Source organism: Methylobacterium sp. Leaf87 (assembly GCF_001422775.1).
Classification (GTDB): Bacteria; Pseudomonadota; Alphaproteobacteria; order Rhizobiales; family Beijerinckiaceae; genus Methylobacterium.
This window is the reverse complement of record NZ_LMMI01000045.1, coordinates 34,691-59,126: the sequence shown is the minus strand read 5'-3', so window position 1 is coordinate 59,126 and position 24,436 is coordinate 34,691. Positions and strand designations below refer to the sequence as shown.

The 24,436-nt window shown below is 67.2% G+C and carries 21 protein-coding genes and 1 tRNA gene; 11 read left to right on the top strand and 11 right to left on the bottom strand.

Annotated features, from left to right (window positions below; translation table 11 throughout):
• Positions 1-26 precede the first annotated feature (26 nt).
• Both ASF22_RS23345 and ASF22_RS24115 read right to left on the bottom strand, forming a co-directional pair.
• On the bottom strand, positions 27-1,997 hold the full coding sequence (locus ASF22_RS23345; RefSeq protein WP_082483819.1) for a DUF3732 domain-containing protein: 1,971 nt from the start codon (positions 1,995-1,997) through the stop codon (positions 27-29).
• A 490-nt stretch (positions 1,998-2,487) separates the two neighbouring features.
• Complete coding sequence (locus ASF22_RS24115) at positions 2,488-3,666, bottom strand: ABC-three component system protein (protein WP_156647835.1); 1,179 nt, start codon at positions 3,664-3,666, stop codon at positions 2,488-2,490.
• Between the two features lie 282 nt (positions 3,667-3,948).
• Between ASF22_RS24115 and ASF22_RS16875 the strand changes: the two genes are divergently transcribed.
• The 3 genes from ASF22_RS16875 (at position 3,949) to mscL (ending at position 6,048) form a co-directional block, all read left to right on the top strand.
• Positions 3,949-4,671: a phosphatidylserine decarboxylase gene (locus ASF22_RS16875; RefSeq protein WP_082483787.1), complete on the top strand. Its 723-nt coding sequence runs from the start codon at positions 3,949-3,951 to the stop codon at positions 4,669-4,671.
• A 9-nt stretch (positions 4,672-4,680) separates the two neighbouring features.
• A complete protein-coding gene (gene pssA, locus ASF22_RS16870; RefSeq protein WP_056176936.1) occupies positions 4,681-5,556 on the top strand; it encodes a CDP-diacylglycerol--serine O-phosphatidyltransferase in 876 nt (291 codons plus the stop codon).
• A 69-nt stretch (positions 5,557-5,625) separates the two neighbouring features.
• On the top strand, positions 5,626-6,048 hold the full coding sequence (gene mscL / locus ASF22_RS16865; protein ID WP_056176393.1) for a large conductance mechanosensitive channel protein MscL: 423 nt from the start codon (positions 5,626-5,628) through the stop codon (positions 6,046-6,048).
• Between the two features lie 30 nt (positions 6,049-6,078).
• On the opposite strand, the gene ASF22_RS16860 is transcribed toward mscL, so the two are convergent.
• Together ASF22_RS16860 and ASF22_RS16855 are read right to left on the bottom strand one after the other, a co-directional pair.
• On the bottom strand, positions 6,079-6,333 hold the full coding sequence (locus tag ASF22_RS16860; protein WP_056176395.1) for a hypothetical protein: 255 nt from the start codon (positions 6,331-6,333) through the stop codon (positions 6,079-6,081).
• Between the two features lie 167 nt (positions 6,334-6,500).
• Positions 6,501-6,911, bottom strand: a complete 411-nt coding sequence (locus ASF22_RS16855) for a DUF1236 domain-containing protein (RefSeq protein WP_056176398.1) — start codon at positions 6,909-6,911, stop codon at positions 6,501-6,503.
• A gap of 267 nt (positions 6,912-7,178) precedes the next feature.
• Here ASF22_RS16855 and ASF22_RS16850 point away from each other — a divergent pair, with 267 nt between their 5' ends.
• Both ASF22_RS16850 and ASF22_RS16845 read left to right on the top strand, forming a co-directional pair.
• Entirely contained in the window at positions 7,179-7,475 is a 297-nt protein-coding gene (locus ASF22_RS16850) for a hypothetical protein (RefSeq protein ID WP_056176401.1), read from the top strand.
• A gap of 280 nt (positions 7,476-7,755) precedes the next feature.
• Positions 7,756-9,714, top strand: a complete 1,959-nt coding sequence (locus ASF22_RS16845) for a YgiQ family radical SAM protein (RefSeq protein WP_056267059.1) — start codon at positions 7,756-7,758, stop codon at positions 9,712-9,714.
• A 122-nt stretch (positions 9,715-9,836) separates the two neighbouring features.
• Here ASF22_RS16845 and ASF22_RS16840 read toward each other — a convergent pair whose 3' ends face one another.
• The 4 genes from ASF22_RS16840 to ASF22_RS16825 all read right to left on the bottom strand — a co-directional run bounded on the left by ASF22_RS16840 (position 9,837) and on the right by ASF22_RS16825 (position 12,785).
• Positions 9,837-10,571, bottom strand: a complete 735-nt coding sequence (locus ASF22_RS16840; protein ID WP_056176406.1) for a sigma-70 family RNA polymerase sigma factor — start codon at positions 10,569-10,571, stop codon at positions 9,837-9,839.
• 555 nt (positions 10,572-11,126) lie between these two features.
• Entirely contained in the window at positions 11,127-11,942 is an 816-nt protein-coding gene (locus tag ASF22_RS16835; RefSeq protein WP_056266500.1) for a class II glutamine amidotransferase, read from the bottom strand.
• A gap of 184 nt (positions 11,943-12,126) precedes the next feature.
• Positions 12,127-12,588 carry a DUF2442 domain-containing protein gene (locus tag ASF22_RS16830; RefSeq protein ID WP_056266498.1) on the bottom strand — a complete coding sequence of 154 codons (462 nt, stop codon included), beginning with the start codon at positions 12,586-12,588 and terminating at the stop codon, positions 12,127-12,129.
• On the bottom strand, positions 12,582-12,785 hold the full coding sequence (locus tag ASF22_RS16825; RefSeq protein ID WP_156647834.1) for a hypothetical protein: 204 nt from the start codon (positions 12,783-12,785) through the stop codon (positions 12,582-12,584). The genes ASF22_RS16830 and ASF22_RS16825 overlap by 7 nt, the downstream gene beginning before the upstream one ends.
• Positions 12,786-13,253: 468 nt before the next feature.
• Here ASF22_RS16825 and map point away from each other — a divergent pair, with 468 nt between their 5' ends.
• Complete coding sequence (map, locus tag ASF22_RS16820; RefSeq protein WP_056176411.1) at positions 13,254-14,003, top strand: type I methionyl aminopeptidase; 750 nt, start codon at positions 13,254-13,256, stop codon at positions 14,001-14,003.
• 147 nt (positions 14,004-14,150) lie between these two features.
• Here the strand turns inward: map and ASF22_RS16815 are convergent, their stop codons facing one another.
• The gene (locus ASF22_RS16815) at positions 14,151-14,999 is read right to left on the bottom strand and encodes a LysR family transcriptional regulator (protein ID WP_056266494.1); all 849 of its coding nucleotides are present in this window, start codon (positions 14,997-14,999) and stop codon (positions 14,151-14,153) included.
• Positions 15,000-15,100: 101 nt separating this feature from the next.
• On the opposite strand from ASF22_RS16815, the gene ASF22_RS16810 reads away from it, so the two are divergent.
• The gene (locus ASF22_RS16810) at positions 15,101-15,505 is read left to right on the top strand and encodes a 4-oxalocrotonate tautomerase family protein (protein WP_056267056.1); all 405 of its coding nucleotides are present in this window, start codon (positions 15,101-15,103) and stop codon (positions 15,503-15,505) included.
• A 55-nt stretch (positions 15,506-15,560) separates the two neighbouring features.
• Here the strand turns inward: ASF22_RS16810 and ASF22_RS16805 are convergent, their stop codons facing one another.
• Positions 15,561-17,717: a TonB-dependent siderophore receptor gene (locus tag ASF22_RS16805; protein ID WP_082483786.1), complete on the bottom strand. Its 2,157-nt coding sequence runs from the start codon at positions 17,715-17,717 to the stop codon at positions 15,561-15,563.
• A 494-nt stretch (positions 17,718-18,211) separates the two neighbouring features.
• Here ASF22_RS16805 and ASF22_RS16800 point away from each other — a divergent pair, with 494 nt between their 5' ends.
• From ASF22_RS16800 to ASF22_RS16785, 4 genes are all read left to right on the top strand, one after another.
• Positions 18,212-20,758 carry an ABC transporter transmembrane domain-containing protein gene (locus tag ASF22_RS16800; RefSeq protein WP_056266491.1) on the top strand — a complete coding sequence of 849 codons (2,547 nt, stop codon included), beginning with the start codon at positions 18,212-18,214 and terminating at the stop codon, positions 20,756-20,758.
• Between the two features lie 156 nt (positions 20,759-20,914).
• On the top strand, positions 20,915-22,123 hold the full coding sequence (locus tag ASF22_RS16795; protein WP_244474328.1) for a murein L,D-transpeptidase family protein: 1,209 nt from the start codon (positions 20,915-20,917) through the stop codon (positions 22,121-22,123).
• Positions 22,124-22,302: 179 nt separating this feature from the next.
• Positions 22,303-23,256, top strand: coding sequence for an MBL fold metallo-hydrolase (locus ASF22_RS16790; RefSeq protein ID WP_082479061.1), 954 nt, complete (start codon positions 22,303-22,305; stop codon positions 23,254-23,256).
• A 223-nt stretch (positions 23,257-23,479) separates the two neighbouring features.
• Positions 23,480-23,556 (top strand) — tRNA-Arg (locus ASF22_RS16785).
• Positions 23,557-23,875: 319 nt separating this feature from the next.
• On the opposite strand, the gene ASF22_RS16780 is transcribed toward ASF22_RS16785, so the two are convergent.
• Entirely contained in the window at positions 23,876-24,400 is a 525-nt protein-coding gene (locus tag ASF22_RS16780) for a GNAT family N-acetyltransferase (protein WP_056267051.1), read from the bottom strand.
• Positions 24,401-24,436: the final 36 nt, after the last annotated feature.

Here is a 24,436-nt window from a genome sequence, read left to right as displayed (position 1 = left end):
TAATTTGAGCCCTTAATTGAAATACATCAGGAAGATGGATCGGTTCCAATCCAATGAATTGGCACTAATTTTTCATCCCCACGCCACTCCTCAGTCAGCACTACTCCTGGCAATTCCCCCCACACATCAGGGCCTGCATGATCTAAAATTATGGCTTGCAATCTTCCTTTGGAGTGAATGACTTCTGCGCCAAGGGCTTTAAAGGTCGCACGTATTGCCATTATATCTTGATCTCGGGTGCGTCCAAGCTCACTGACATGTTCTACTTCAAATCCTCGAGGGAAATAGACCTGGCTTGGCTGGTCAAGAATGATCAGCCCTGGAACGGGATGACCTATGTCCGTCAGGAAGAACCGTTGTAGCGCGAGTATAACGGCAACGTGATAGGCAAGCCAGTTTGCACCGCTACCGATTTCCCAAAGGTAATCTGATCGGTCTGCATGTACGACTCTAATCGTTAGATCTTCTACCGAAAGCTCAACCGGGGCATCGGGCCATTCTGCATCAAGGTTTGGAATGATAGCCGATATATAATTTTGTATTATCTTAAGTGCCGATGATTGTTTCTGCCTTACCTGAGATTCGGAGTAGATCTTCCGGAAACTAGCAATAAGTAGGTTTAATGATTCGATTTCAGCTGGTAGATTCGCGTCCTCCCCAGTCCGTTCATAAAGCAAAATAATCTGCTCTAATCGTCCTAAAAATCGCTCAATGCGATCGGAGCGGTAGGTTTGAGCTCGTACTTCCTCTGAATTTCTCTCTAACAGCGCGATTTGTTGTCGGACAGAACTTAGCGCTGCTGTTCCTTCCTCGGTTGCAGTACGTAGCCTGAGGCGTTCCTTATCGAAAGCATCAGACAATGACGGTTGCGAACGCAGCTGAATTTCTATGCCTGAGAGCGCTTGACGAAGCGCTTCGATTTTATTTTGTCCACCATCCCCTAGCGCGACGATTGGGTCAGACGACCTATCAGCTACGATCCCAAGCCAGTTTGCCACATCTAATCGTTCCCGTTGGACTTGAATAGCTGAACCATATGATGCGCTACTATCGATTAGACGTTGAACTTCGTTGAGCCTATGGCGGCGCTCGGCAAGCTCTGCGGCAGTTTTGCGTTCAGCATCTCTAAGTCTCTGCAGCTCTGCTAGAGTCGCCTCAACCGCAGCGATGGATGGCTGCGCGTCACGGCTTGTTGATCCCGAAATAACACGTAGCATTTCTAGGACATCAGGCCAGTCACTTGGAATCTCTGTATCTGGGTTGATTAAACCAAACTCAATGGCCTGTTTAATCCAACCTTGCGCTTCGACCTGCCAAGTACTCACTGAGGTTCGGGTGGCTGTAAGTTCACCCTCTTTGCGGCGTAGATTCCGCTGCAGCTTATCTATTTCCCATTTCGCACCAAGCATCTCAGCAGTAAGTGCACCTACGACATAAGGAAATATCGCCTTAAGTTTTTCGCGATGTTCATTAGTATCAGCATTAAAAAATAAGACTGATGGGTTCGCGACTATGTACTGTGGCTGAAACATAAAAGCTGTGAAGTCTCGAAAGCTTACTCGCGAACTAAATCCCGGTTCTCCGCCGGTTTCAAGGTCAAGATTAGAAAGGGCGGAAAGGCGGTCAAGCATCTGTTTAACTACATCGGCATTAATATTTTTTATCGGAGTTTCAATCGGAACTGAAATTTCGTCTTGCTCGATGAGCATCATATCGCCGGTTTGTTTAGCTTCGCCGGGTTCGCGTCGCGCTAAAAGTTTTTGACCCTCAACAGTCTGAATGATGATTCCAAACCACGAGCAAGCTTTGCGGATGGTTCCTACAGGAATACGACATTTACCCGAGGCCAAGCAATAATCAATAATAGGAATTACTGCCGATTTGCCAGTTTTAGAGGCTCCACTAATGACGTTTGCCAGTCCCGGTTGAAAGGTAACGATGCGCGGTGCGTGTCCCTGCCTTGCCCATAAAATCAGTTTCAAAATTTGGAAGTGCATTAGGGCCTCACACGTAGGAGAGAAAATATGCTGGCGGGTGGAACACGTGTCATCCAGTGTCCAAGTTTCTCTGCGCCAACCGTGTAAGGTTTGATCCGCTCGGGAGGGCGTCGGATGGGAACATCGTTGGTCCGAAAGAGCGCTTCCTCATAAATAATCGAAAGCAACCCTGAAGCAACTCCGGTCGACAACGCATCAAGCGTAAGCCTTCGCATTATTAATGCTCGACCGTGCACTGCTATTAAGTCTTCTCGCTGTCGCGATAATTTCTCTATAAACTTCCCAAGCCCGGATGATTGATTTGTGCTGCTGATGATATCAAGCATGGGCCGGTGAAGTATGAGCGGTAGAACTAGAAACGCAAAGTGCACAAGCGGAAGTTTGGCGAGCATTTCGTCCTGGTAGCCTCGCCCAAACGACGAAATAATTACCGCACAGAATGCGGAATTTTGAACAGCTTCAATTGAGGACACATTATTTCTAATCATGATCAATCTACAAAAAAATCCGAATACTTGGGGTGCCATCCGATCCGGCCGAAGTTTGCCAACAAGTTAAACGATCCGGGGATGAAATAATTTGGTACTACATGTCCCTCAAGGGAGGTTTGATGGGAAATGCACTTGCGGTAAACTCGTTGGCCACGAGTGACTTCATCGCTTGCAGAATGAAGATCTTCTATCTCGCTGCGTGTGATTTCGAAATGGCGTTCCAGGGTGTCGTTGAATTCATAGAGGCTTTCCTCAACAATCCGACCCTCGGCTGCCCAGGTTGTGTGATCAGCTTCTGAGCGAAGGTAGTCGCTGACTGCACGAATGAGGTATTCGTGCGAAATTTGTATCTTCAGAAGTTGTTGAACAAAGATCGGTGCTGATTCAACAATCTCTTTGATGGCGGCGTCGGCGGGTATTTCTATCGTCGGAGCTAAAAGATTAAGGATGCCGTGTTTCCGAATGAACGCCTGGAGCTGTTTACGGAAAATGGTTGTATCAATAATAGGAGATGAACCCGCGCGGATGAGTACAGCAATCTGGTTTTTGGCTGTGCCGATGGCATGTGCACAGAAATCGTCGAGGGTTTGATCTTGTACAGCGAGCCGTAATATTTCACGGATGGGTTCGAGTGGATCGACATCGCCGACTAGCTCAAAATTCAAGATTATCTGGCAGCATATATCTTTGCCGGCCCCAATGAATTCCGTGATGCTTGGGCTGCATCCTTTATCGCTATTTTTGGCAGTTACTTTTTTCGTAATCTTTTTCAACAATGCTGTGGCCTCAGCATCAGTCGTGGCGGCGTGCATCAGCTGAGCAAGATTTGCATCCTTTAGCGGACAAACGTAGAGCCGAAATTTTGTAGTGCTAGGGCTAACCTGTCTATCGACACAAAGGTTAGACCAATTCGCGAATGTCTTCCAGAGTTCGGGTGATCCATCAGAGACCGGATTGCCCTTGAGCGCACTTTTAGATTGCTCAAGCAAAAGTTTACCGTCAGAGTAATGGATTGCCGTGTCATCGACAAACTCAAGAGACACTGAAGTTCCGGGTGGTGTCTTGAGTAAATGATGGCATAAACGAACATCTTGCAGCCCATAGCCAAGATATTGACCCGGCGCAGTGCTTTTCGATTTAATTTTCGGTATCGCTGCGGTAAGCGTCCCGAGTTGCATTCATCAATTCCCTAATTGTGGGAGCACCTTAAATCCCGACCGGGACGTATTGCAACGACTGCGCGCATCTTAAACACCAAAATGGTGGCGAGGAACCGAAAGTCGGACCACGTCGTCGCCATTTTTCAAGGGAGGCGACAAGTTCGCAGCGCGTGGACGTGGGTCCAAAGAGAGTTTGGCTCATAGTTTAGCACGTCCCACCCCCCAAAGGTTGACGCGCGCCCCCCCGCCTGCCATCGCGCGGGGTCCGGATTCCCGTTCGCGCCCGCGCCGGGCCACGATCTGAAAGACCGCATGTCCGACCTCCTCGAGACGATTCGCCGAACCCTCGTGCCGATCCACAAGGAGGGCTATCCGTTCATCCTCATCGGCATCGTGCTGACGGTGATCGGCGGGTACTTCGCCCAGTTCCTCGGGTGGATCTTCCTCATCCTCACCCTGTGGGTCTGCTACTTCTTCCGCGATCCCGAGCGCGTGACCCCCGTGGGCGACGGGCTGGTGGTGTCGCCGGCCGATGGGCGGGTAAACCTCATCTCCACCGTGCTGCCGCCGCCCGAGCTCGACCTGCCGCAGGAGCCGATGCTGCGCGTCTCGGTGTTCATGAACGTGTTCGACTGCCACGTGAACCGCGTGCCGATGACGGGCAAGATCGGGCAGATCCACTACACCCCCGGGCTGTTTCTCAACGCCGAACTCGACAAGGCCAGCGACGACAACGAGCGCAACGGTCTCGTGCTGGAGACGACGCACGCGGGCGCGCCGTTGCGCATCGGCGTGGTGCAGATCGCCGGCCTCGTGGCGCGCCGCATCGTCGGTTGGGTCCATGCCGGCGACACCCTCGCCGTCGGCGAGCGCTTCGGCCTCATCCGCTTCGGCTCGCGGGTCGACGTCTACCTGCCCGTCGGCACCCGCGTGCTCGTCGGGCTCGGCCAGAAGGCGGTGGCGGGCGAGACCGTGCTGGCCGACCTCGCCGGCGGGCCCGAGCGCGCCTTCCGCCGCATCTGAGGGATGAGCATGGACGATCTGTTCCCGCCCTTCGCGCCCGACGCCAACGAGCCCCGGCCGCGCCGGTTCAAGCCGGTGCCGTTCCGGATGATCGCGCCCAACATGATCACCCTGATGGCGCTGTGCCTCGGGCTCACCGCCATCCGCCTCGCCTTCGAGGGCAAGTTCGAGCCCGCCGTCATCGCCATCGTGGCCGCCGCCTTCCTCGACGGCATCGACGGGCGGGTGGCGCGGATGCTCAAGGGCACCTCGCGCTTCGGGGCCGAGCTCGATTCGCTGGCCGACTTCGTCAATTTCGGCTGCGCCCCGGCGCTGATCCTCTACGGCTTCGCCCTGAAGGAGCTGAAATCCGTCGGCTGGATCGTCGCCCTCATCTTCGCCATCGCCATGGCCCTGCGGCTCGCCCGCTTCAACGCCATGCTGGACGATCCCAACCGCCCGGCCTGGAAGAAGGATTTCTTCGTCGGCATGCCGGCCCCGGCGGGCGCACTGACGGTGCTGCTGCCGCTCTACCTGCACTTCCTCGGCCTGCCCCTGGAGCGCTGGGCCGCCCCGGTGGTGCTCGGCTACATGCTGTGCATCGCGCTCCTCGTGGTCTCCACGGTGCCGACCTTCTCGGGCAAGACCGTGGGCAAGCGCGTGCCGCGCGAGGCCGTGCTGCCGATCTTCCTCGTGGGGGTCGCGGCCTTCGGGCTGCTGATCTCGTTCCCGTTCGAGGCCATGGTGGCGCTGGCGCTCGGCTACCTCGTCACCCTGCCCATCGGGGCGGCGCAGTACCGCCGGCGGGCCAAGGCCGAGGCGCGGGCCGCCGCCTCCCTGCCGGCGCCCGCGCCGGACGACCGCGATCCGGGCGGCTCCGAGCGCGATCGCGCCGTGGACAGCTGAGGCGCCCGCCTGTCGCCCTGCACCGGCATCCCGTAGTCTTCGCGCGAAGAATCAGGCGAGGAAACTGCGATGCTCGAAGAATTCAAAAAATTCGCCCTGCGCGGCAACGTGGTCGATCTTGCGGTCGGCGTGATCATCGGCGCGGCGTTCGGCGCCATCGTCACCTCGGCGGTGCAGGACGTGTTCATGCCGATGATCGGCGCCATCACGGGCGGCCTCGATTTCTCGAACTACTACATAGCCCTGTCGTCGAGCGTGCAGAAGGGCGCGGCCTACGCCGACGCCAAGAAGCAGGGCGCGGTGATCGGCTACGGACAGTTCCTCACCGTGGCGATCAACTTCATGATCGTCGCCTTCGTGCTGTTCCTCGTGATCCGGGCGATGAACCGCCTCGTCAGCAAGGAGGAGGCGAAGCCCACCCCCGAGGTGCCGGCCGACGTGAAGATCCTCACGGAGATCCGCGACCTCCTGGCGACGAAGCCGGCCGTCTAGGGCCGCGCCGGCCTCCCGGCTGCGCCAGCCTCACGGCTGGGGAGGCTTGCCCGTCAGGTCCTCCACGAGCCCGTCGAGGGCGTGCTCGACGGCGCCGGTGCCCTCCTCGTGGGTCTTCAGCCGCACTTCCAGGCGCTTGAGCTGAGGGCCGAACGCCTGGGGCGTCACCGGGTCGCCGAGGTATTCCGGCACCGCCTCGTCCGTGGTGAAGACCGAGCGCAGTTGCTGGCCGAGGTGATCGCGCACCGGCTCCGGCAGGGCGGCATCGTGGGGGTGGTCGCTCACGGCTGGAAGTCTCCCGTCGGTTCAAGACTGCACAACGGTCGGGCCCGGGCAAGTGTTGCGTCGGTGCTCACAAATGACGGTCCGCCCCTCGACAAAAAAGCCCCCGTCGCCGGGGGCTTTCTCAAATCCGGCCAGGCCGAACGATCAGGTCAGAGGACGGTTCGGGCCTAGTCGATGACTTCGACGATCCGGCGGCTGCGGTCGACCAGGACCGGGCGGTCGTTGACGATGGTGTAGCGCGAGTCGCGGGCGTTGTACTCGTCCGGCACGTCGTAATAGGTCACGCCGGCGCTCGGCAGCACGGTACCGACGCGGACATCGCCGTCATAGGCGTAGGACGAGCGGCGCTCGCGGGTGACGTACTGGCGGAAGCGCGGACGGTCGTCGATGCCGAGGATGCCGCCCACCGTGCCCGTGGCCGCGCCGACGGCGCCGCCCACGATGGCCCCAAGGGGGCCGGCCGCATCGGCGCCGTCCTGGGCGCCGCGCTCGGCCCCGCGCACGAGGCCCTGGGCCTGGACGGCCATGGGCAGGCTGAGGGCAAGCACCGAAGCGGCGAGAAGAGTCTTGAGATTCATGGTCGGGTCTCCCGAAAGGCTGTCCCGCGACGCCGTGAAGCACCGTGGGTTCGGGGCCTCAACGTGCGACCCCCCGAAAGGGATGCGGTGAAATCCAGTCTCCTTCCGTGGGAGACCCGGGGCGATCATCCCGAGCCGCGACGATGTCCGTGTCGGTGATGTGTGGGAAGGCACGATGCTTACTCTATAAGCAGTTAAGCCTGCGGATTAGGCCGTCTGGGTGGGACGTTGATTATTTTATAGTCCACTCGCACAGAAGAGCATCACATGCGTCTTGCCGCCCTCCTCATCGCCGCGCCGCTCCTCGTCGTCGGGACCAGCGGCGCCACCGCACAATCGCGGACCTGGAACGCCCTCAGCCAAGCGCCGACCTACCAGGCGCCCGAGCAGGTCATCGAGGGTCCGCGTCGCAACACCCGGCGCGATCCCACCGGTATCCTGCGCGGGCAGGGCGTCAGCAGCCTCTACGGCGGCATGGGGAACATGGGCGGCGGGTCCGGCCGCAGCGCCAACACCGGCATCGGGCTGGGCGGCATCGGCGCCTCCCAGGGCGCGCGGAACTGATCTCGGATCCGCCGCACCGGTTCTGGGACCGGCCGGCGCGATCCGTCACGGTCGCCGGTCCCGCAGGGCGAAAGGCGCGGCGCCCCGCGCGCTTCGTTGAGCTCGCGGCCTCGGCGGTCTATGCACGGATCCCATGGACCTCCCAGCTTCCCACCTCGAAACTTCCCACCTCCAGGCGTCCCCCCTGCAGGCGTCCCCCCTGCAAGCGTCCGCGAGCCGATCCGTGGCGCCCCTCGCCTGCAAGCCGCCGCGCCCCGGACGCGCGGCGCCGTTCCTGCCCATGAGCCGGGCAGAGATGGACAGGCTCGGGTGGGATGCCTGCGACATCGTCCTGGTGACGGGCGACGCCTATGTCGATCATCCGAGCTTCGGCATGGCCATCATCGGCCGCCTGCTCGAAGCGCAGGGCTTCCGGGTCGGCATCATCGCGCAGCCCGACTGGCAATCGGCGGAGCCGTTCAAGGTGTTGGGCCGGCCGACGCTGTTCTTCGGCGTCACCGGCGGCAATCTCGATTCGATGGTGAACCGCTACACGGCGGATCGGCGCCTGCGCAGCGACGACGCCTACACGGCGGGCGGGGAAGGCGGCGCCCGCCCGGACCGCTCGACCATCGTCTACACGCAGCGCTGCCGCGAGGCCTACAAGGACGTGCCGATCATCCTCGGCGGCATCGAGGCGTCGCTCCGCCGCATCGCCCACTACGATTACTGGTCCGACAAGGTGCGCCGCTCGATCCTGGCGGATGCCAAGGCCGATCTCCTCCTCTACGGCAATGCCGAGCGCGCCGTGGTCGAGGTGGCGAACCGCATGGCCGCCGGCGCGAAGCCGCACGAGCTCGATTCCGTCCGGGGCGTCGCCCTGTTCCGCCGGGTGCCCGAGCACTACACGGAGCTGCCCGCCGACGATCTCGATTCGGCCGACGAGGCCGCCATGCGCCGCCCCGGCGAGACCGTGATCCGGCTCCCCGCCTACGACGAGGTCAAGGACTGCAAGGAGGCCTATGCCCGCGCCTCGCGGGTGCTGCACCGGGAGGCCAATCCCGGCAACGCCCGCCCCCTGGTCCAGCGCCACGGCGACCGCGACCTGTGGCTGAACCCGCCGCCGATCCCGCTCACCAGCGAGGAGATGGATTCGGTCTACGACCTCCCCTACGCCCGCGCGCCCCATCCCGCCTACGGCGACGCGAAGATCCCCGCCTGGGACATGATCAAGTTCTCGGTGACGATCATGCGCGGGTGCTTTGGCGGCTGCACCTTCTGCTCCATCACCGAGCACGAGGGCCGCGTCATCCAGAACCGCTCAGAGGGCTCGATCCTGCGCGAGATCGAGCTGATTCGCGACAAGACCCCGGGTTTCACGGGCGTGATCTCGGATGTCGGCGGACCCACGGCCAACATGTACCGGATGGCCTGCAAGGACCCGAAGATCGAGGCGGCGTGCCGCCTGCCGTCCTGCGTGTTTCCGGACATCTGCCCGAACCTCAACACCTCGCACGACGACCTGATCCGCCTCTACCGCAAGGTCCGCGAGGTGGAGGGCGTGAAGAAGGTGATGGTCGCCTCCGGCGTGCGCTACGATCTGGCGGTCCGGAGCCCCGAATACGTCGAGGAACTCGTGACCCACCACGTCGGGGGCCGTCTCAAGATCGCGCCCGAGCACACCGAGCGCGGGCCCCTCGACCTGATGATGAAGCCGGGCATCGGCACCTACGACCGCTTCAAGGAGATGTTCGACGCCGCCGCCAAGAAGGCCGGCAAGAAATACTACCTGATCCCGTACTTCATCGCGGCGCATCCCGGCACCACCGACGCGGACATGATGAACCTCGCCGTCTGGCTGAAGAAGAACGATTACCGCGCCGATCAGGTGCAGACGTTCCTGCCCTCGCCCATGGCGACGGCCACGACCATGTATCACACCGAGATCAATCCCCTGCAGGGCGTGCGGCGCGGTGGCAGCGAGCCCGTAGACGCGATCAAGGGGATGCGGCAGCGCCGCCTGCACAAGGCGTTCCTGCGCTACCACGACCCCGAGAACTGGCCCCTGCTGCGCGAGGCGCTGCGGGCCATGGGCCGCGCCGATCTCATCGGGCCGCGGCCGGACCAGCTCATCCCGCTCGCGCAGCCGCCGGGAACGGGTTTGGGCAAGGCGGGCGGCAAGGGGCAAGGCCAGCCGCGACCCGGGCGCCACCCGGGCGCGCCGCGTTTCACCACCAAGGGCGTACCTCTGGGGAAGTGACGGGCCCACCCGGCCATCGGCCGCTGCGGGCGTTCCGGGGACGGCAAACCTGGGAACGGCAAAGCGCGGGCGACCACGGGACGGTTCTCCGCCCCGGGCCGCTCTTCGATCCGGGCGGCGCGTCAGTCCTTCGGCATCGCCGACTGGATCAGCCGGTCCGACGACAGGTCTTCCTCGTCGTAGCCGAGGAGTTCGGCGAGGCGCCCGCGGGCGCGACTGACGCGGCTCTTCACCGTGCCGACCTTGCAGCCCATGATGGCGGCGGCCTCCTCGTAGGAGACGCCTTCGGCGCCGACCAGCACCAGGGCCTCGCGCTGGTCGGGCGGGAGCTTGCCCAGCGCCGTCTGGAGGTCCTCCACGTCGAGGCGGTCGCCCTGGTGCGGGGCGGTGGCCAGCCGCGCGGCGTAGGAGCCGTCCTGGTCCTCGACCTCACGGACGCGCTTGCGGTGGTCCGAGTAGAAGATGTTGCGCAGGATGGTGAACAGCCACGCGTTGAGGTTCGTGCCCGGCTGGAACCGGGCGCGGTGCTGCCAGCCCTTGAGCAGGGTGTCCTGCACGAGGTCGTCGGAGCGGGCCGGGTTGCTCGTCAGCGACAGGGCGAAGGCGCGCAACGACGGCACGGCGGCGAGCAATCCGTTGCGGAACTCGGGCTCGATGGCCTCGCCGCGCGCCTTGAGGGCGGCTTCGAGCTTCTCGATGAGTTCGGCGAAGCGGGTCGGCTGCTCGTCCGTGGGAAGGCGGTCGTAGACCGTGCGCAGGTGCTCGCCGAGATGCGTCCGGATGTTGGACGACAGGTTCGGGCGGGCATCCTCGGCGGTGTCGAGGTCGGCGGCAGTGTCGATCGCGTCGCGGGTCATGGCTCGTCGTATTCTGGTCGATCGCGGGGGAGAGCGTCCGGCGCGTGGAAGACAACACGCGCGACGCCCGTCGTGTGGACGCGTTGTAGCGCATCCCGCCCGGCCACGCATCCCGGCCCGCAACCGTCAGGGTTGCGCCATCGTCCACATCAACAGCCCCGCGGTCCGATGCCTTGCGCGGGCAGCGTGGGTTTCCTCTCCGTCCAGGCAGGGCGATCGCATTCGACCATCTGCGTCATTCCGGGGCGCCGCAGGCGAACCCGGAATCCAGATTCGCGCCGGAGGCGTGCAATCCAGAGCCGCCGGTAGAGCAAGACTTGGCCAAACCCGTGTCTCCGGGGTCCGGGTTCCGCTCCGCGGCCCCGGGATGACAAAGCGGGGCGGGACTTCAAACGGTCCCAAACGGCATATGCAATCACCCTGACCGAAAGGAGCAATCGCCCCGCCCGAAAGGAGAGGGAGCGCGGCGGGCCCTACGCACCGCGCTCGAACACCTCTTCGGCGCGCCATCCGCCGTTGGGACCGGCCAAGGGCTGGTCCTGTATAAAGAGTCGCTCAGCAGCCGCAGGGGGAGGGCACCCGTGCCGAGGCCCGGCCGTCGGGCTTGAGGATGCGGACGGCGCCGTCGCGGAGCGAGAGCACGTGGCCGCGCTCGACGTCGGTCCAGCACTCGTCGCGGGTCAGCGCCTTGGTGGCGATCACCGTCACCACGTCGTCCGTGCCGGTCTCTTGCGCGAAATCGACGCGCCAATCCTCGTCCACCAGGGTGGCGGTGCCGAAGGGGGCGCAGCGGGTGAGGTAGCACAGGCGCTTGCCGCAATGGGCGTAGAGGGTGCGACTGTCCGAGAGCAGCATATTGAACACGCCCAATCCGTGGAGTTCGGCGCACAGATCCGCCACGGCCCGGTCGAGGCGGGCCGGGCTCGGAAGGTCGGGCCAGCGCTGCTGCAACTGGTCGAGCATCCAGCAGAAGGCGTGCTCGCTGTCCGTGGAGCCCACGGGCTTGAACCACGTCAGCGGCCACTTCTTCACACCCTTCAACTGGCCGTTATGCGCGAAGGTCCAGCGCCGGCCCCACAATTCCCGGCTGAACGGGTGGGTGTTCTCGAGGTTGACCCGGCCGCGATTGGCCTTGCGCACGTGGGCGATGACGATGCGGCTCTTGATCGGGGTTCGGCGCAGGAGCCGGGCCAGCTCCGATTGCGCGCTCGGCTCCGGCTCGTGGAAGGCGCGCGCGCCCCGTCCCTCGTAGAACGAGATGCCCCAGCCGTCGGCATGCGGGCCGGTCTCGCCGCCGCGCCGCGCCAGGGCGGCGAAGGAGAACCGGATGTCGGTGGGCACGTTCGCGCTCATGCCGAGCAGTTCGCACATGGGATTTCGGGGAGTTCCGGTCGGGACGGGCGGCGGGGCGGAGCGGGCGGACGCAGGCAGGCGGAAACGGACGGCCGGCGGAACCGGTTGCGCGGTCTAACCTATATTGGTCCGCCCGTGGCCCCGGGGAAGCCGGATTTCGCATTTGGGGCCGTCGCTCCTGCGGGAAACGCCCGAGGGGGCGTCAACCGGCCTTCGCATCCCTGCGCGGCCGGCCGCCGAGCCGGCCGTTCCGGGCCGCAGCCGTCGCCTTGGCGGCGGAGACGGCCTGCCCCGCCAGACGGGCTCCCGCCTGGCGGATCGTGACGGGGGATTGTTCGATCAGGCGTGTCACGAGGCCATCGACGTTGATGTGCAGATCGAGCGCCGCAACGGCGAGGAACGCGCCATCCTCCGTGGCGCGCAATCCATGGAGCTGCTCCGGCGAAGCCTCGCACAGGGACGGGATGAGGCTGCGCTGGGCGCCGAAGGCGCGCCCATCCGTCAGGATCATCAGCACCGCGTCGTGGTGTGGATCGAACCACGCCGCCCGGGCCTGATGTTCGTGGCTCGCACGCGCCGTTTCGGTGGCGGTGGCCCGATCCAAGATCGCCTTGGTGATCGGCTTTCGGCGCGGAAGGGTCCACGCGTCGTCCTGCTTTACCATTCCGCGGCCTCCTCGATGTGCTGGCCCGCCGTGAGCGAAAGCGTTCGTCCATCCGCGAGGCTCAGGGTGACCCGTCCCGTCCGGACATCGTAAGCCGCCGTCGTGATGCTGGCGGCGTGGGGATCGGCCTTGCGCGCCACCCTGGCCCGCACGCCGTCGCCATCCGGGGTGGGGCGGAATTCGACACGCTGGTTCACGAGGCCGATTCCATGCCGGGATCCGTGCGTGTTCCACCAGGCCTCCCGACAGGCGGGCAGATGATCCATGATGGCGTCGGCCACCGCGTTCAGGGTCGCGACGCCCGGTCGGCGCTGTCGGCGCCGAAATCTGTAGAGCCCCGTGATGTCGGACAGGAACGAGAACCTGAACCGCGCGGTCCATCCCTCGCTGGCGTGGTGTGCATGAATGTGCGGCGGTGGGTGATCTTCGGCTGCGATGAAGACCTGGATCGCACCGTGTCAGAAGATCGTCCCCGCCATAGGCTTCCTGATAACCCATCGGTTGGGTTATTCCAAGGGGGCAATGCCGGAGGGCCCGCCACCGCTCCGGGCCATCGCAAAACCAAAGAGTGCAGGCGCGGCCTTTGGATTTCTTGGCCCGCACCCCCGAAGCTGGCAGAACCGTCCTGCCCCGAGCCGCGTCCGGCTCCGCGATGAGGAAACCGCATGACGGTGTCGAGCGACGACGAGCTGGAGGCGCTGAAGCGGATCGGCCGCATCGTCGCCAACACCCTGGAGGCCATGGGCCGGGCCATCGAGCCCGGCATGACCACGGCCGAACTCGATGGGATCGGGCGGGCGTTCCTCGCCGGCGCGGGTGCGCGGCCGGCGCCCGAGCTCGCCTACGGCTTTCCCGGGGCGACCTGCATCAGCATCAACGAGGAGATCGCCCACGGCATCCCGGGGGCGCGCCGGATCGCGCCGGGGGATCTCGTCAACATCGACGTCTCGGCGGAGAAGGACGGCACCTTCTCCGACACCGGCGCGTCGTTCGCCGTGCCGCCGGTGACCCGCGCCGTCGAACGCCTGTGCCGGGACGGGCGCCGGGCGCTGTGGGCCGGCCTGCGCCAGGTCGGCACGGGCAAGCCGCTTTCGGGCATCGGACAGGCGGTCGGCGCCTTCGCGAAGAAGAACGGCTACACCCTGGTGCGCAACCTCGCGAGCCACGGCGTCGGCCTGTCCCTGCACGAGGAGCCGAAGGAGATCGCCACCTGGCCCGACGCCTCCGAGCGCCGGATCATGGGCGAGGGGCTGGTGTTCACCGTCGAGCCGTTCCTGTCCCTGGGCGCCGATTTCGCGGAGGACGGCGACGACCCCTGGACCCTCTACAGCCGCCCCCGCGCCCTCACGGTGCAGTACGAACACACCGTCGTCGCCACCCGCAACGGGCCGGTGGTGCTGACCGTGCCGGGATAGGGGGCTTAGACCAAGTCTCGGTGAGTCCGACCCATAGGTCGGTCTCACCGAGGTCCGGCGGACGACCGCCGCCGCGCCGTCGCGCGGGCAGACCTCGATGCGTCAGGCTCATCGAGGTCTGGTATTCGGTCGGCGGAGTCCGGCCCGTCACCCCTCCCGCAGCAGGGTCCGGACGGCGGCGTCGAGGGCGCGGGCCGCGGCGGCGGCCGTCGGGGAGCCGGTGCGTGCCAGCATCACGATCTCGGAGGGCGGCAGGTCGGGAAGGCCGAGGCGCGGTCCGACGTCGCCCATGCGTCCCGAGGCGACGGCCCCCATGGGGGCGACGCCGAGCCCCGCGCGCACGGCGGCCAGGAGCGCGCTGCAGCTGCCCCCGATGAAGGCCTCCCGCCACGGGCGGTTGGCCGCGTCGAGACGCCGGACGGCGACGGCCCTCACCCCGCAGGCCGGCCCGAGGGTGATCAGGGGGACGGCGCGGTCCTGCGCGAGGGCGTCGTCGTCCCCGCATCGCCAGCCCAGGGGGTCCAGCCCGAGCACCTCCCCCTCCGCGCCGCCCGCCTCCCGCCGGACGATCACCGCGTCGAGGTCGCCTTCGTCGAACGCCGCGCGGACCTGCAGAGAGGTCCCGCTGCGCAGCTCAAGGGCGCTGCGCGACGGGAGGGCGGCGCGGACGTGGCGGATCACGTGTTCCAGGCCGGTTCCGAGGGCGTGGTCGCTCGCCCCGATGGCGAACCGCATGGTCGGCGCGTCGTCGAAGCACGCGGCGCTGTCATGGGCCGCCATCAGCGCCCGTGCCTTGGCCAGGAAGGCCACGCCGTCCTCCGTCGGCCGAACGAAGCGGGGCGTGCGGTCGAGCAGCTTGCGGCCGAGGGCCGCCTCGAGCGCCTTGAGGCGCGTGCTGACCACCGGCTGCACCGTTCCGGCCGCTTCCGCCGCCCGGGTCAGGTTGCCGAACTCCACCGCGAGGATGAACAGGCGGACGGAAACGAGGTCGAGCATGATATCGAACCGCTATGATGAAGCGTGCGCATCATAGCGTTCTGCGCCGACGCGAACAGGGCCAAAGTCATCTCCGCACCCCGAAGCCCAAGGAGGCTCCCATGCCCATGATCACCGTCCGCTACGTCACCGCATCGCCGCGCGAGAACCTGAGGTCCGAGATCGCCTGGCTGGCGACCCGCCTCGGCGCCGAGCGGCTCGGCAAGGACCCGGACGTCACCGCCGTGCTGGTGGAGGAGGCCGATCCGCAGGGGTGGTTCATCGCCGGACGGCGCCCGACGGAGGCGGGGCTGTCGGCGTTCTGGCTCGACATCAAGATCACGGCCGGGACCAACACGAAGGCCGAGACCACCGCCTTCGTCCAGGCGGCCTTCGCCGGCATGGCGAGGTTGATCGGCCCGTTGCACGCGGAATGCTACGCGTTCGTGCATGCGGTCGACGGCGACGCCTACGGCTACGGCGGCCGCACCCAGAATGGCCGCTGGGCCGTCGCCAACCCGGGATAGCTGCTCGAGGGCGGCGCGCCGGGGGGCCGAACCGCGGCCCCCCGGCGCCCCGTCTTCACATCCGCGCCGTGATGGTCGCCAGCACCGTCAGGGGGGAGCCCGGCTGGTTGTTGAACTGGTTGAACGGCTGCTCGATGTAGCGCGCGTCCGTGAGGTTGCGGGCGTTGATGGCGAAGCGGTAGCGCTCGTAATCGTAAAACAAAGCCGCGTCGAGGCGTGTATAGGCGCCGACCTTGTAGCTGTTGTTGAGGTCGCCGAACCTCGCGCCCACATGGGTCGCGCCGAAGCCGACGCCGAGGCCGCGCCATGGGCCGTCGGGGATCTGATAGGTCGACCACACGCTGGCGCTGAACTCGGGCACGCCGACGAGGCGGTTGCCCACCGCGAAGGTGGTGTCCCGGGCGATTTTGGCGTCGAGGTAGCCCAGGCCGCCGATGATCTTCCAGCCCGGCAGGATCTCGCCGGCGATGTCGAATTCCACGCCCTCCGAGCGCTGGGCGCCGGTGATCACCGAGAAGGTGGCGTTGTTCGGATCGGTAGCGGACACGTTCTGGCGGGTGATGTTGAAGGCGGCCGCGCTCACGGTGAGCCGGTCGGGCACGAGGTCGTAGCGGGCGCCGACCTCGTATTGCACGCCGGTTTCGGGGGGCGGATTGGTGACGCCGAGCACGTTGTCGGTCTGCGGTTTGAACGAGTTCGTGTAGCTCGCGTACAGGGTGAGCGGCTCGACGGGGCGGTAGACGAGGCCGACGCGCGGCGAGAATCCGAACAGCTCCTGCTCGGGCGGCACCGTGCGCGAGGTCGGCGTGCGGCTGAAGAAGAACTGGCTGCCGAAATCCATGCGCGTGCCCAGCAGCAGCTGCAGGCCGGCGCCGAGGTCGATCTGGTCCTGCAGGTAGACCCCGTAGAGGTCGTTGCGCTGCTTCAGGTCGCTCTGGAACGTGAATGCCCCGTAGGCGATGCGCGGCACCGGGTTGAGGAAGCTCGTGGTCGTCGTGGCGGCGGTCTGCTGCGAGATCGGCCGGCGGTAGCCGTTGGTGTATTCGAAGCCGGCCAGGAAGGTGTGGCGCAGGCCGAGGATGTCGAACTTCGCCACGACCTCGGACTGGGTGTCGATGGACGCGAAGTCCGAATTGACGAGGGAGCCCCGCCGCGTGACCAGGGTGCCGGCGGGGTTCACCGCCGTGGCGCGGGCCGCGAACACGTCGAAGGATCCCGACTGGACGTTGACGATCTGGCGCAGGGTCACGTCCGGAGTGAGGTCGTGCTCCACGCGCAGGGTCGCGAAGTTCGAAGCCCCGGCGTAGCGGGAATTCGTGGTGCCGTAGAAGCGGGCGATGTCGTCCAGCGGCACTCGGCCGTTGCGGGCGATCAGGCCCTCGTCGTACTGCGTATCCTGCCGGGTGATCTCGGCCAGGAACTCGACGCGGGTGTCGGCGGTGGGCGTCCAGGTGAAGGCCGGGGCGACGAAGAAGCGCGAATTGCTCCGGTCGTCGCCGTAGTTGCGGAAGGTCGGGTCGTCCTGCGCGGCGAAGCTGACCCGGCCGGCGAAGCCCTCCGTCCCGGGCAGCGCCCCCGAGACCGAGCCCTGGAGCCGCGCGAAGCCGTAGCTGCCGCCCTGCACGGTGAGGTCGCCGGACGGCGCCAGGGTGGGGCGACGCGTGACGATGTTGACGAGGCCGCCGGGGTCGCCGCGCCCGTAGAGGACCGAGGCCGGGCCTTTCAGCACCTCGATGCGCTCGACGTCGGCGAGGTCGCGCTGGGTCGAGAGGAAGTTGTTGGCCTGGTTCAGCAGCACGCCGTCGACGGCGTAGGTCTGGGTGCGGAAGCCGCGGATGAGGAAGGTGTCCGAGCGGCCCTGGAGGGTGCCGCCGGGCTGCACGTTGCTGACGTTGGCGAGCGCATCCGACAGCCGGACGTCCTGGCGGTCCTCCAGGACCTCGCGCGGCACCACCTGCACGGATTGGGGCGTGTCGCGTAAGGGGGTGTCGGTCCGGGTCGCCGTGGCCGACCGGGTGGCGCGGTAGCCCACCACCGGGCCGGTGGCGCGCTCGCCCGTGCCGAGCCCGGAGCCGGCCACCGACAGCTCCGACAGGGCCACCTCCTCCGGCACACCGGCGGGCTGCGCGACGGCGCCGGCCACGCAGAGCGGCGTCAGGCCGCCGAGAACGGTCGCGACCCGCAGCCATCCATCCCCGTAGACCTTCGGCATCGCGTCCCCCTCCGACCTGCGGCGGACGCCCCGGCGCTCCGTCAACGCCGCCGTTGAGCACCCGCACCGGGGAGGCCGCAAGCGGGTGAGGCACAAAAGGTTCCGGACTTTAATCCGTGATGGTCGAGATGTGACAATAATTCAACAAACAAGAATTGTAATAATTAAAAACAACCCGACTTTCTCAAGTCTTCCACGAAAGGTAGCAGATAAAGTTTGTCTTCGCCTAGATCATCCGCCTCCGGGCCGCGCGGCGAACCATGGGGGATCGCGATGCGAACCCGTTCCGGCCATCCCCTCGCGACCGGATGTGCCCCGAAACCCCTGGGCGATCCTTGGCCGGGGCGCCGCAGCAGGGGCGGTCAGACCGTCGACGTGCCGTTCGCCCGCCGGGGCTGCGCCGCGACGTGCGCCCCCGCGCTTTCACCCATCGTCCCGATCCTCTAAGCCGGCGCCGAGGCTCCGGCGCGCGGGGCGGGACGCGAAGGATGCCGATGGACCGCGAGCCGATCGTCTTCACCTGGCGATCCGCGCCGGCGGAACACGGGGCCGCCATCGCCCTCACCCTGGGGCTCGGCGGCCCCCTCGCCCTCCTCGCCCTCCTGTGCCTGCGCGACCTCGTCGGCGTCCTGGTGGCGGCGCCCGACCACGCCGACGCGTTCCTGCGGGTGGCGGCGCTGTTGCCGTGGCGCCCGCCGGGGGAGGGGGCCTTCGTGCTCTTCGCGGGCTGGCCCCTGGCGCCGGCCGAGCGGGTGCGCCTCGCCCTCGTGCTGCTCTCGGGCGCGGCCCTGGCCTCGGCGGCCCTCGGCTGGGGCGTCGCCCGCCTGTGCTTCGTCGCCCAGAGCCGCACGGTGGAGCGCCTCAACGCCCGCGTCACCGAGGCGATCCTGCGCGCGCCCCCCGCCGCCCGCGACGACGCCCGCGCGGTGGCGCAGTCCGTGGGCGATCTCCTCGCCCGCATCGACACCCTGTTCGGCCTCGGCCTTCTCGTGCCCGCCATGGCGCTGGGCACCGCCCTCCTGGCGCTGGGCCTCGCCTGGCTCGCCGCGCCCCGCCTCGTGCCCACGGTCGCCGTGGGGCTGCTGGCCGCCGGCCTCGTCCGCGCGCTGATCCAACGGCGGATGCGGGCGCGCACGGCCCTGCGCCTGCGCTCCGGCGCCACCTTCGAGCGGGCGCTCGCCGACCTGATCCGTCGCATGCCGGCCGTGCGGGCCCACGGCGCTGCCGCCTTCGAGCGCGCCCGCCTCGCCGCCAAGGGGCAGGCCGCCCGGACCCATCTGGAGCGCTCGGAATCGGCCCTCGCCTCCGCCCGCGCGCCCTCCATGGCGCTGGGCATCCTCCTGCCCGCCATCGTGGTCGCCGTCGCCCTGTGGCGCGACGGGGCGCCCGTCGCGCCCGGCGCCCTGGTGGCGGCGGGCGGCGGCTTCGCCCTCGCGGTGGTGGCGCTCGCCGTCGCCCTCCACCTGCACACGGTCCACCGCGACCTGCTCGCGACCTTCCGGGGCATCGCCCAGGCCCTGCCGGCCCTCGAGGCCCGCACCCCGCCGCGTCCGGCCCGCGTCGCCGCCTTTCCCGAGGGCGGCGCCCTGAGCGCCCAGGGGGTCGGCGCCTACGATCCGGTGACGGGCGAGCGCCTCGCCGCCGTCGATCTCACCGTCGCGATGCCGGGCCACGTCGCGATCCTGGGCGAGCGCGGCGGCGGCGGGCGGGCGCTCGCCGCCCTGCTCGCGGGCCAGCTCGAGCCCACGGCCGGGGCCGTCACCTACGGGGGGACGGACCTGCGCGCCTTCGCGCCCGAGGAGCGCGCCCGGCGCATCGCGCTCGCCGGCGCCGAGGCCATCCTGGTCGAGGGGTCGCTGCGCCAGAACATCCTGTACGGCGCGGCGCCGCTCCACGCCGCCGAGGGCGAGCCCGACGACCTGCGGGCGATCCTCGCCCTCACGGGCCTCGACGCCATCGTCTACGACCGCGGTCTCGAGGGCACCGTCGATCCGCGGGCCGAGCCCGCCGTCGCCCGTGCGGTGGTGGTCGCCCGCGACGCCGTGCGGGCGGCGCTCGCCGCCGACAAGGCCGGCCGCCTCGTGGAGCCGTTCGACCCCGCCCGCTACAACCACCAGGCCACGGTCGGTGAGAACATCCTGTTCGGCGAGGCCGTGGGACCGGCCTTCGCGCCCGAGCGCATCGCCGCCCATCCGTACCTGCGCGCCGTGCTGGAGGCCGAGGACCTCGTCCGGCCCCTGGCCGAGGTCGGCCTGCAGGTGGCCCGCAGCCTCGGCGAGATCTTTTCGGACTTGCCCGACGACCATCCGCTGTTCGACGCGTTCTCGCTGTTTCCGGCCTCCGAGCGCGGGTTCTTCGAGGATCTCGTCGCGCGCATGCCCGAGGCCAAGGGCTGGCGGCGCGGGCCGGCGGGCCAGCGCGACCGCAAGCGCCTCATCGGCTTGGCGCTGCGCTACAGCGAGACCCGTCACCGCCTCGGCCTCGTCGACGCCGCCTTCGAGGCCCGCATCGTCGCCGCGCGCCATTCCTTCGCCCGGCTGATGCCGCCCTCGCTCCGCGACAGCGTCGAGTTCTACGATCCCGCCACCCTCACGGCCGCCGCCAGCCTGGAGGAGAACATCCTGTTCGGCCGCATCAACGGCGAGGAGGCCGGGGCCGAGGCGCGGGTGCGCGCCCTGGTGCGCCGGGTGCTCGCCGACGAGGGCCTGGAGCCGACGGTCTACCGCCTCGGCCTCGACAGCCGGGTCGAGCCCGGGATGGGCGGCGGCGGCGCGAGTCTCGGCGAGAACGCCATCGGCCCGCGCGAGCGCATCGCCATCGACCTCGCCCGCTGCCTCGTGCGCCGCCCCGACATCGCCGTGGTGGCCATCGCGCTGGAGGACCGCAAGCCCGAGGAGATCCGCCCCCGCCTCGCGGCCCTGCGCGCCGCCCGCGCCGGCCGCGGCCTCATCGTGTGCCTGCCGGACGCCGGCGTGCTCGATGGGGCGGCGCCGTTCGATACCGTGCTGCGGGTGGAACGGAACACCGTGGTGGCGGGGTAGGGAGTACCGGGAAAAAATCCCCCACTTGCGGCCGCAATGGGATGCGATACGCAAGGGAGATTGATCGCACGGCATCCGCGCCGGACGGGTCGCTCCATCCTCGGGCCGCGCATGGTCTTATCCCTTCGACCGTTCCTCTGGGCCGCGCTTTTCGCGATGAGCCTCGCTGCGCCCGCCCTCGCCGCCACCGGCAAGGCCTTCGCGCCGATCCCCGCCGCCACCCTGGCGCTGATGCAGGCGCGCGGCACCACCGCCCAGGCGCCCGTGCTGTTTCGCGCCTACAAGAAGGAGAGCGAGATCGAGGTGTGGAAGCGGGCCGGGTCCGGCCGCTTCGTCCACGTGAAGACCTTTCCCATCTGCCGCTGGTCGGGCCAGCTCGGCCCCAAGCGCAAGACCGGCGACCGCCAGACCCCGGAGGGGTTCTACACGGTGCCCCAGCGCCAGATGAACCCGAATTCGAGCTACTACCTCTCCTTCGACGTCGGCTACCCCAACGCCTACGACCGCGCCCACGGCTCCACCGGCTCGGCCGTGATGGTCCACGGCGTGTGTTCGTCCATGGGCTGCTTCGCCATGACGGACGCCGTGGTGGGCGAGATCTACGCCATCGCCCGCGAGGCCTTCGCGGGGGGGCAGGCGGCGTTCCAGTTCCAGTCCTACCCGTTCCGGATGACGGCCCAGAACATGGCCCGGCACCGCACCGACCCGAACATCGACTTCTGGCGCCAGCTCAAGGTCGGCTCCGACCGGTTCGAGGCCCTGGGCGAGGAGCCCGCCGTGAGCGTGGTCGCCGGCCGCTACAGTTTCGCACCGGACCGGGACCCCGTCCGCGAGGCCCGCGTCGCCGCCCACCGGGCCGACGAGGAGGGCCGCATCGCCCAGGCGGTGGAGGATGGGAGTGCGGCCGTGCGCACGACTTATTCCGATGGCGGGCAGCACGCGTTCTGGGCGGCGCACGCCGCGCGGGGCGGGTCGCTGGGCGAGGTCAGCCGGCCCGAGGCCCTGGCCTATGCGGGCTTGGAAGTGGTGACGATCCCGGCCCGCCCCCGCGTGGTCGTCGCCGAGGCCGTGTGGTCGCGCTGGGCCGGGCCGGAGCTGCGCATGGCCTTCGCCCGCACGGCCAACCTGTCGCGGCCGGTCGCGACGGCGCGGTTCGGGCCGCTGCTCACCGCCTATGCGGACGCCCTGCCGCGCTTGGTGCGGGCCAGCCTTGCCGGCACCTTGCCGCCGCCCGAGGGCCTCGCGCGCCTGAATGCGATGGACCGGGACACCGCCGGGCTCGCCCCGCCCGGACATTGGGCCGGCCCCGGTTCTTCGACAACCTCAGGATCTTCGGCCGGTCCGGCGTATCTCGCCCGGCGCTGAAACCGGCGCCCGACCATGTGCGAACCCGCACATCGGTAGTCCGAGGGGCTGCTTACCTCAGACTCGTTCCACTTCAATCCTGGCACACTCTCGGCCGCGACCACCGGCGACCCTACGGTCTCGCAGGTCGAAGGCGGCCCTCGGGCCCGAGGCGGATCGGGGCAATTGGTAAGCGAACCATGACACGCTCGAACGGGTCGCACGCGCAGAACGGGTTCACCCAGCCCGACGACGGCCTCGTTCGATCGGACGAGGGCCTCTCCCTACGCTTCTGGGGCGTGCGCGGTTCCACCCCGGTCAGCGGGCCGGACTACGTCGAGTTCGGCGGCAGCACGCCGTGCATGGAGATCCGCTACGGCGAGCGGCTGTTCCTCCTCGACGCGGGCTCGGGCCTGAACGCCTGCGGCCGGCACCACCGGGACGGCCTCTCGGGCGACATCGACCTCCTGTTCAGCCACCTCCACCTCGATCACACGGCTGGCTTGCCGTTCTTCAAGCCCGTGGTGCTCGACGCCGGCCGCACCATCAACACCTGGTGCGGCAACCTCGACGGACAGAGTGCCGCCGCCGCTCTCGACCGGCTGTTCGCCCCGCCGCTGTTTCCCGTGAGCCTCGACGTGCTGCCGTGCCGCTTCGCGCATCACGGCTTCCGCGCCGGCGAGACCCTGGCCTTCGCCGACGGCGCGCGGGTCGACACCATCCTGCTCAACCATCCGCAAGGGTCGGTGGGCTACCGCTTCGATCATGCCGGCCGGCGCCTGTGCATCATCAGCGACATCGAGCATTCCGATCCCTGGCCCGACCCGGCGCTCCTCGAGTTCGTGCGCGGGGCCGACCTCATGGTCTACGACGGCATGTTCACCGAGGGCGAGTACCCGGTCTGCCGGGGCTGGGGCCATTCCACCTGGCAGAAGGGCATGGAGCTCGCCCGCGCCGCCGGCGTCGAGGCCCTGGCGATCATCCACCTCCATCCGTGCCACACGGACGACACCCTGCGCCGCATGGAGGCCGAGATGCAGGCCGTCATGCCGACGAGCTTCATCGCCCGCGAGCGCCAACAGATCGTCCTCCCGCCCCGGCTCGGCCGCGGCGCACCCATCCGCCCGGCCCCCGCCCTCGCGGCCGTCCCGTAGGGCTGGCCGTCCCGCAGGGGGCTTTCCGCTTGTCCCGCAGGGACCTTCCGCCCGTCCCGCGGGGTGTGGCCAACCAGCCCTTCCGGCCCGGATTCACCCCGCCTGCCGCCGCCGCATCCTTTGCCCGCAAAACTTGTCCGGAAGGGGTTGCCAGCCGGAAAGGGAGCTTCTAAACACCGGCTCGCGGCCGGCACGTCTCCTCTGAGACCCACCGGCCCGGCACGCGCCCGTAGCTCAGCTGGATAGAGCACCAGACTACGAATCTGGGGGTCAGAGGTTCGAATCCTTTCGGGCGCGCCAACAACATCGAGCAGCGAGCGAGCCCAACAGGCCGCGTTGCCGACCAAAGCTTCCAACCCGGATATGGAACGCGAGCAAGCCCGACGTGCGGCTTGACGCGTCACGGCGTGCGCCAGGCTCGTATCCCGGGCCTTCGGCAGATTGCCCGCTCGGTTCCGTCCTTGATGCTCCATCTGTCCGGAGGCTTGCGTCTGAAGGCTTGTATCCGGAGGCTTGCGCTCGTGGCGATCGGGTTCGCGCGCGACCGCGGGGATGCGCTTGCCGTCGCGGCGGGATCGGCTGCTCCGTTCGGCCGCTGCCGCGTCCCGCGACGGTCGGCTCATCCGGCCGCGGGGGAGGGCCGCAGCCGGGCCATGCAGTAGGCGTCGGCGAGCACGCCATCGCGAAAGCTCGCCGCCCGGTGCGTCCCCTCGATCGCGAACCCGAACTTCTTGTAGAGGGCGATCGCCGGCGCGTTGTCGGTGAACACGGTCATTTCGATCCGGGTCACGTTGAGCCACTGCTCCGAGGTGTCGATGATCGCGGCGAGCAGGCGGGAGCCGATCCCGTTCCCGGCGAAATCGGCATGGACGGCGATCCAGAACTCCGCCGCATGCGCCCGCCGCCCGTAGAACGGACGCAGCGCCGCCGCGCCGACGACGCGATCCGACAGATCCGCGACGAGATGGAGGTCCCGCGGAGACCGCGGCTCCGCCCAGGCCTTGACCGTCTCGTACGATTCGTAGGGCAGCGCGAGCGTTCCAAGGCGGAAGGCCGGCTGATTGTAAATCTCGAACAGACCCGGCATGTCGGTGTCGCGCATGGCGCGGATGCCGACATCCGCGCTGCGCCCGGCGTGTTTCATTTCCGTCATCCCGCCCGTCATCCTCATCCATCCCGT

What these genes read in the sequence shown, in the direction of transcription:
- ASF22_RS23345 (WP_082483819.1), bottom strand. Translation starts at nt 1,997, where the DNA reads ATGCACTTCCAAATTTTGAAACTGATTTTATGGGCAAGGCAGGGACAC.
- ASF22_RS24115 (WP_156647835.1), bottom strand. Translation starts at nt 3,666, where the DNA reads ATGCAACTCGGGACGCTTACCGCAGCGATACCGAAAATTAAATCGAAA.
- pssA (WP_056176936.1), top strand. Translation starts at nt 4,681, where the DNA reads ATGGACGATCTGTTCCCGCCCTTCGCGCCCGACGCCAACGAGCCCCGG.
- mscL (WP_056176393.1), top strand. Translation starts at nt 5,626, where the DNA reads ATGCTCGAAGAATTCAAAAAATTCGCCCTGCGCGGCAACGTGGTCGAT.
- ASF22_RS16855 (WP_056176398.1), bottom strand. Translation starts at nt 6,911, where the DNA reads ATGAATCTCAAGACTCTTCTCGCCGCTTCGGTGCTTGCCCTCAGCCTG.
- ASF22_RS16850 (WP_056176401.1), top strand. Translation starts at nt 7,179, where the DNA reads ATGCGTCTTGCCGCCCTCCTCATCGCCGCGCCGCTCCTCGTCGTCGGG.
- ASF22_RS16845 (WP_056267059.1), top strand. Translation starts at nt 7,756, where the DNA reads ATGAGCCGGGCAGAGATGGACAGGCTCGGGTGGGATGCCTGCGACATC.
- ASF22_RS16840 (WP_056176406.1), bottom strand. Translation starts at nt 10,571, where the DNA reads ATGACCCGCGACGCGATCGACACTGCCGCCGACCTCGACACCGCCGAG.
- ASF22_RS16835 (WP_056266500.1), bottom strand. Translation starts at nt 11,942, where the DNA reads ATGTGCGAACTGCTCGGCATGAGCGCGAACGTGCCCACCGACATCCGG.
- ASF22_RS16830 (WP_056266498.1), bottom strand. Translation starts at nt 12,588, where the DNA reads ATGGTAAAGCAGGACGACGCGTGGACCCTTCCGCGCCGAAAGCCGATC.
- map (WP_056176411.1), top strand. Translation starts at nt 13,254, where the DNA reads ATGACGGTGTCGAGCGACGACGAGCTGGAGGCGCTGAAGCGGATCGGC.
- ASF22_RS16815 (WP_056266494.1), bottom strand. Translation starts at nt 14,999, where the DNA reads ATGCTCGACCTCGTTTCCGTCCGCCTGTTCATCCTCGCGGTGGAGTTC.
- ASF22_RS16810 (WP_056267056.1), top strand. Translation starts at nt 15,101, where the DNA reads ATGCCCATGATCACCGTCCGCTACGTCACCGCATCGCCGCGCGAGAAC.
- ASF22_RS16805 (WP_082483786.1), bottom strand. Translation starts at nt 17,717, where the DNA reads ATGCCGAAGGTCTACGGGGATGGATGGCTGCGGGTCGCGACCGTTCTC.
- ASF22_RS16800 (WP_056266491.1), top strand. Translation starts at nt 18,212, where the DNA reads ATGGACCGCGAGCCGATCGTCTTCACCTGGCGATCCGCGCCGGCGGAA.
- ASF22_RS16795 (WP_244474328.1), top strand. Translation starts at nt 20,915, where the DNA reads ATGAGCCTCGCTGCGCCCGCCCTCGCCGCCACCGGCAAGGCCTTCGCG.
- ASF22_RS16790 (WP_082479061.1), top strand. Translation starts at nt 22,303, where the DNA reads ATGACACGCTCGAACGGGTCGCACGCGCAGAACGGGTTCACCCAGCCC.
- ASF22_RS16780 (WP_056267051.1), bottom strand. Translation starts at nt 24,400, where the DNA reads ATGAAACACGCCGGGCGCAGCGCGGATGTCGGCATCCGCGCCATGCGC.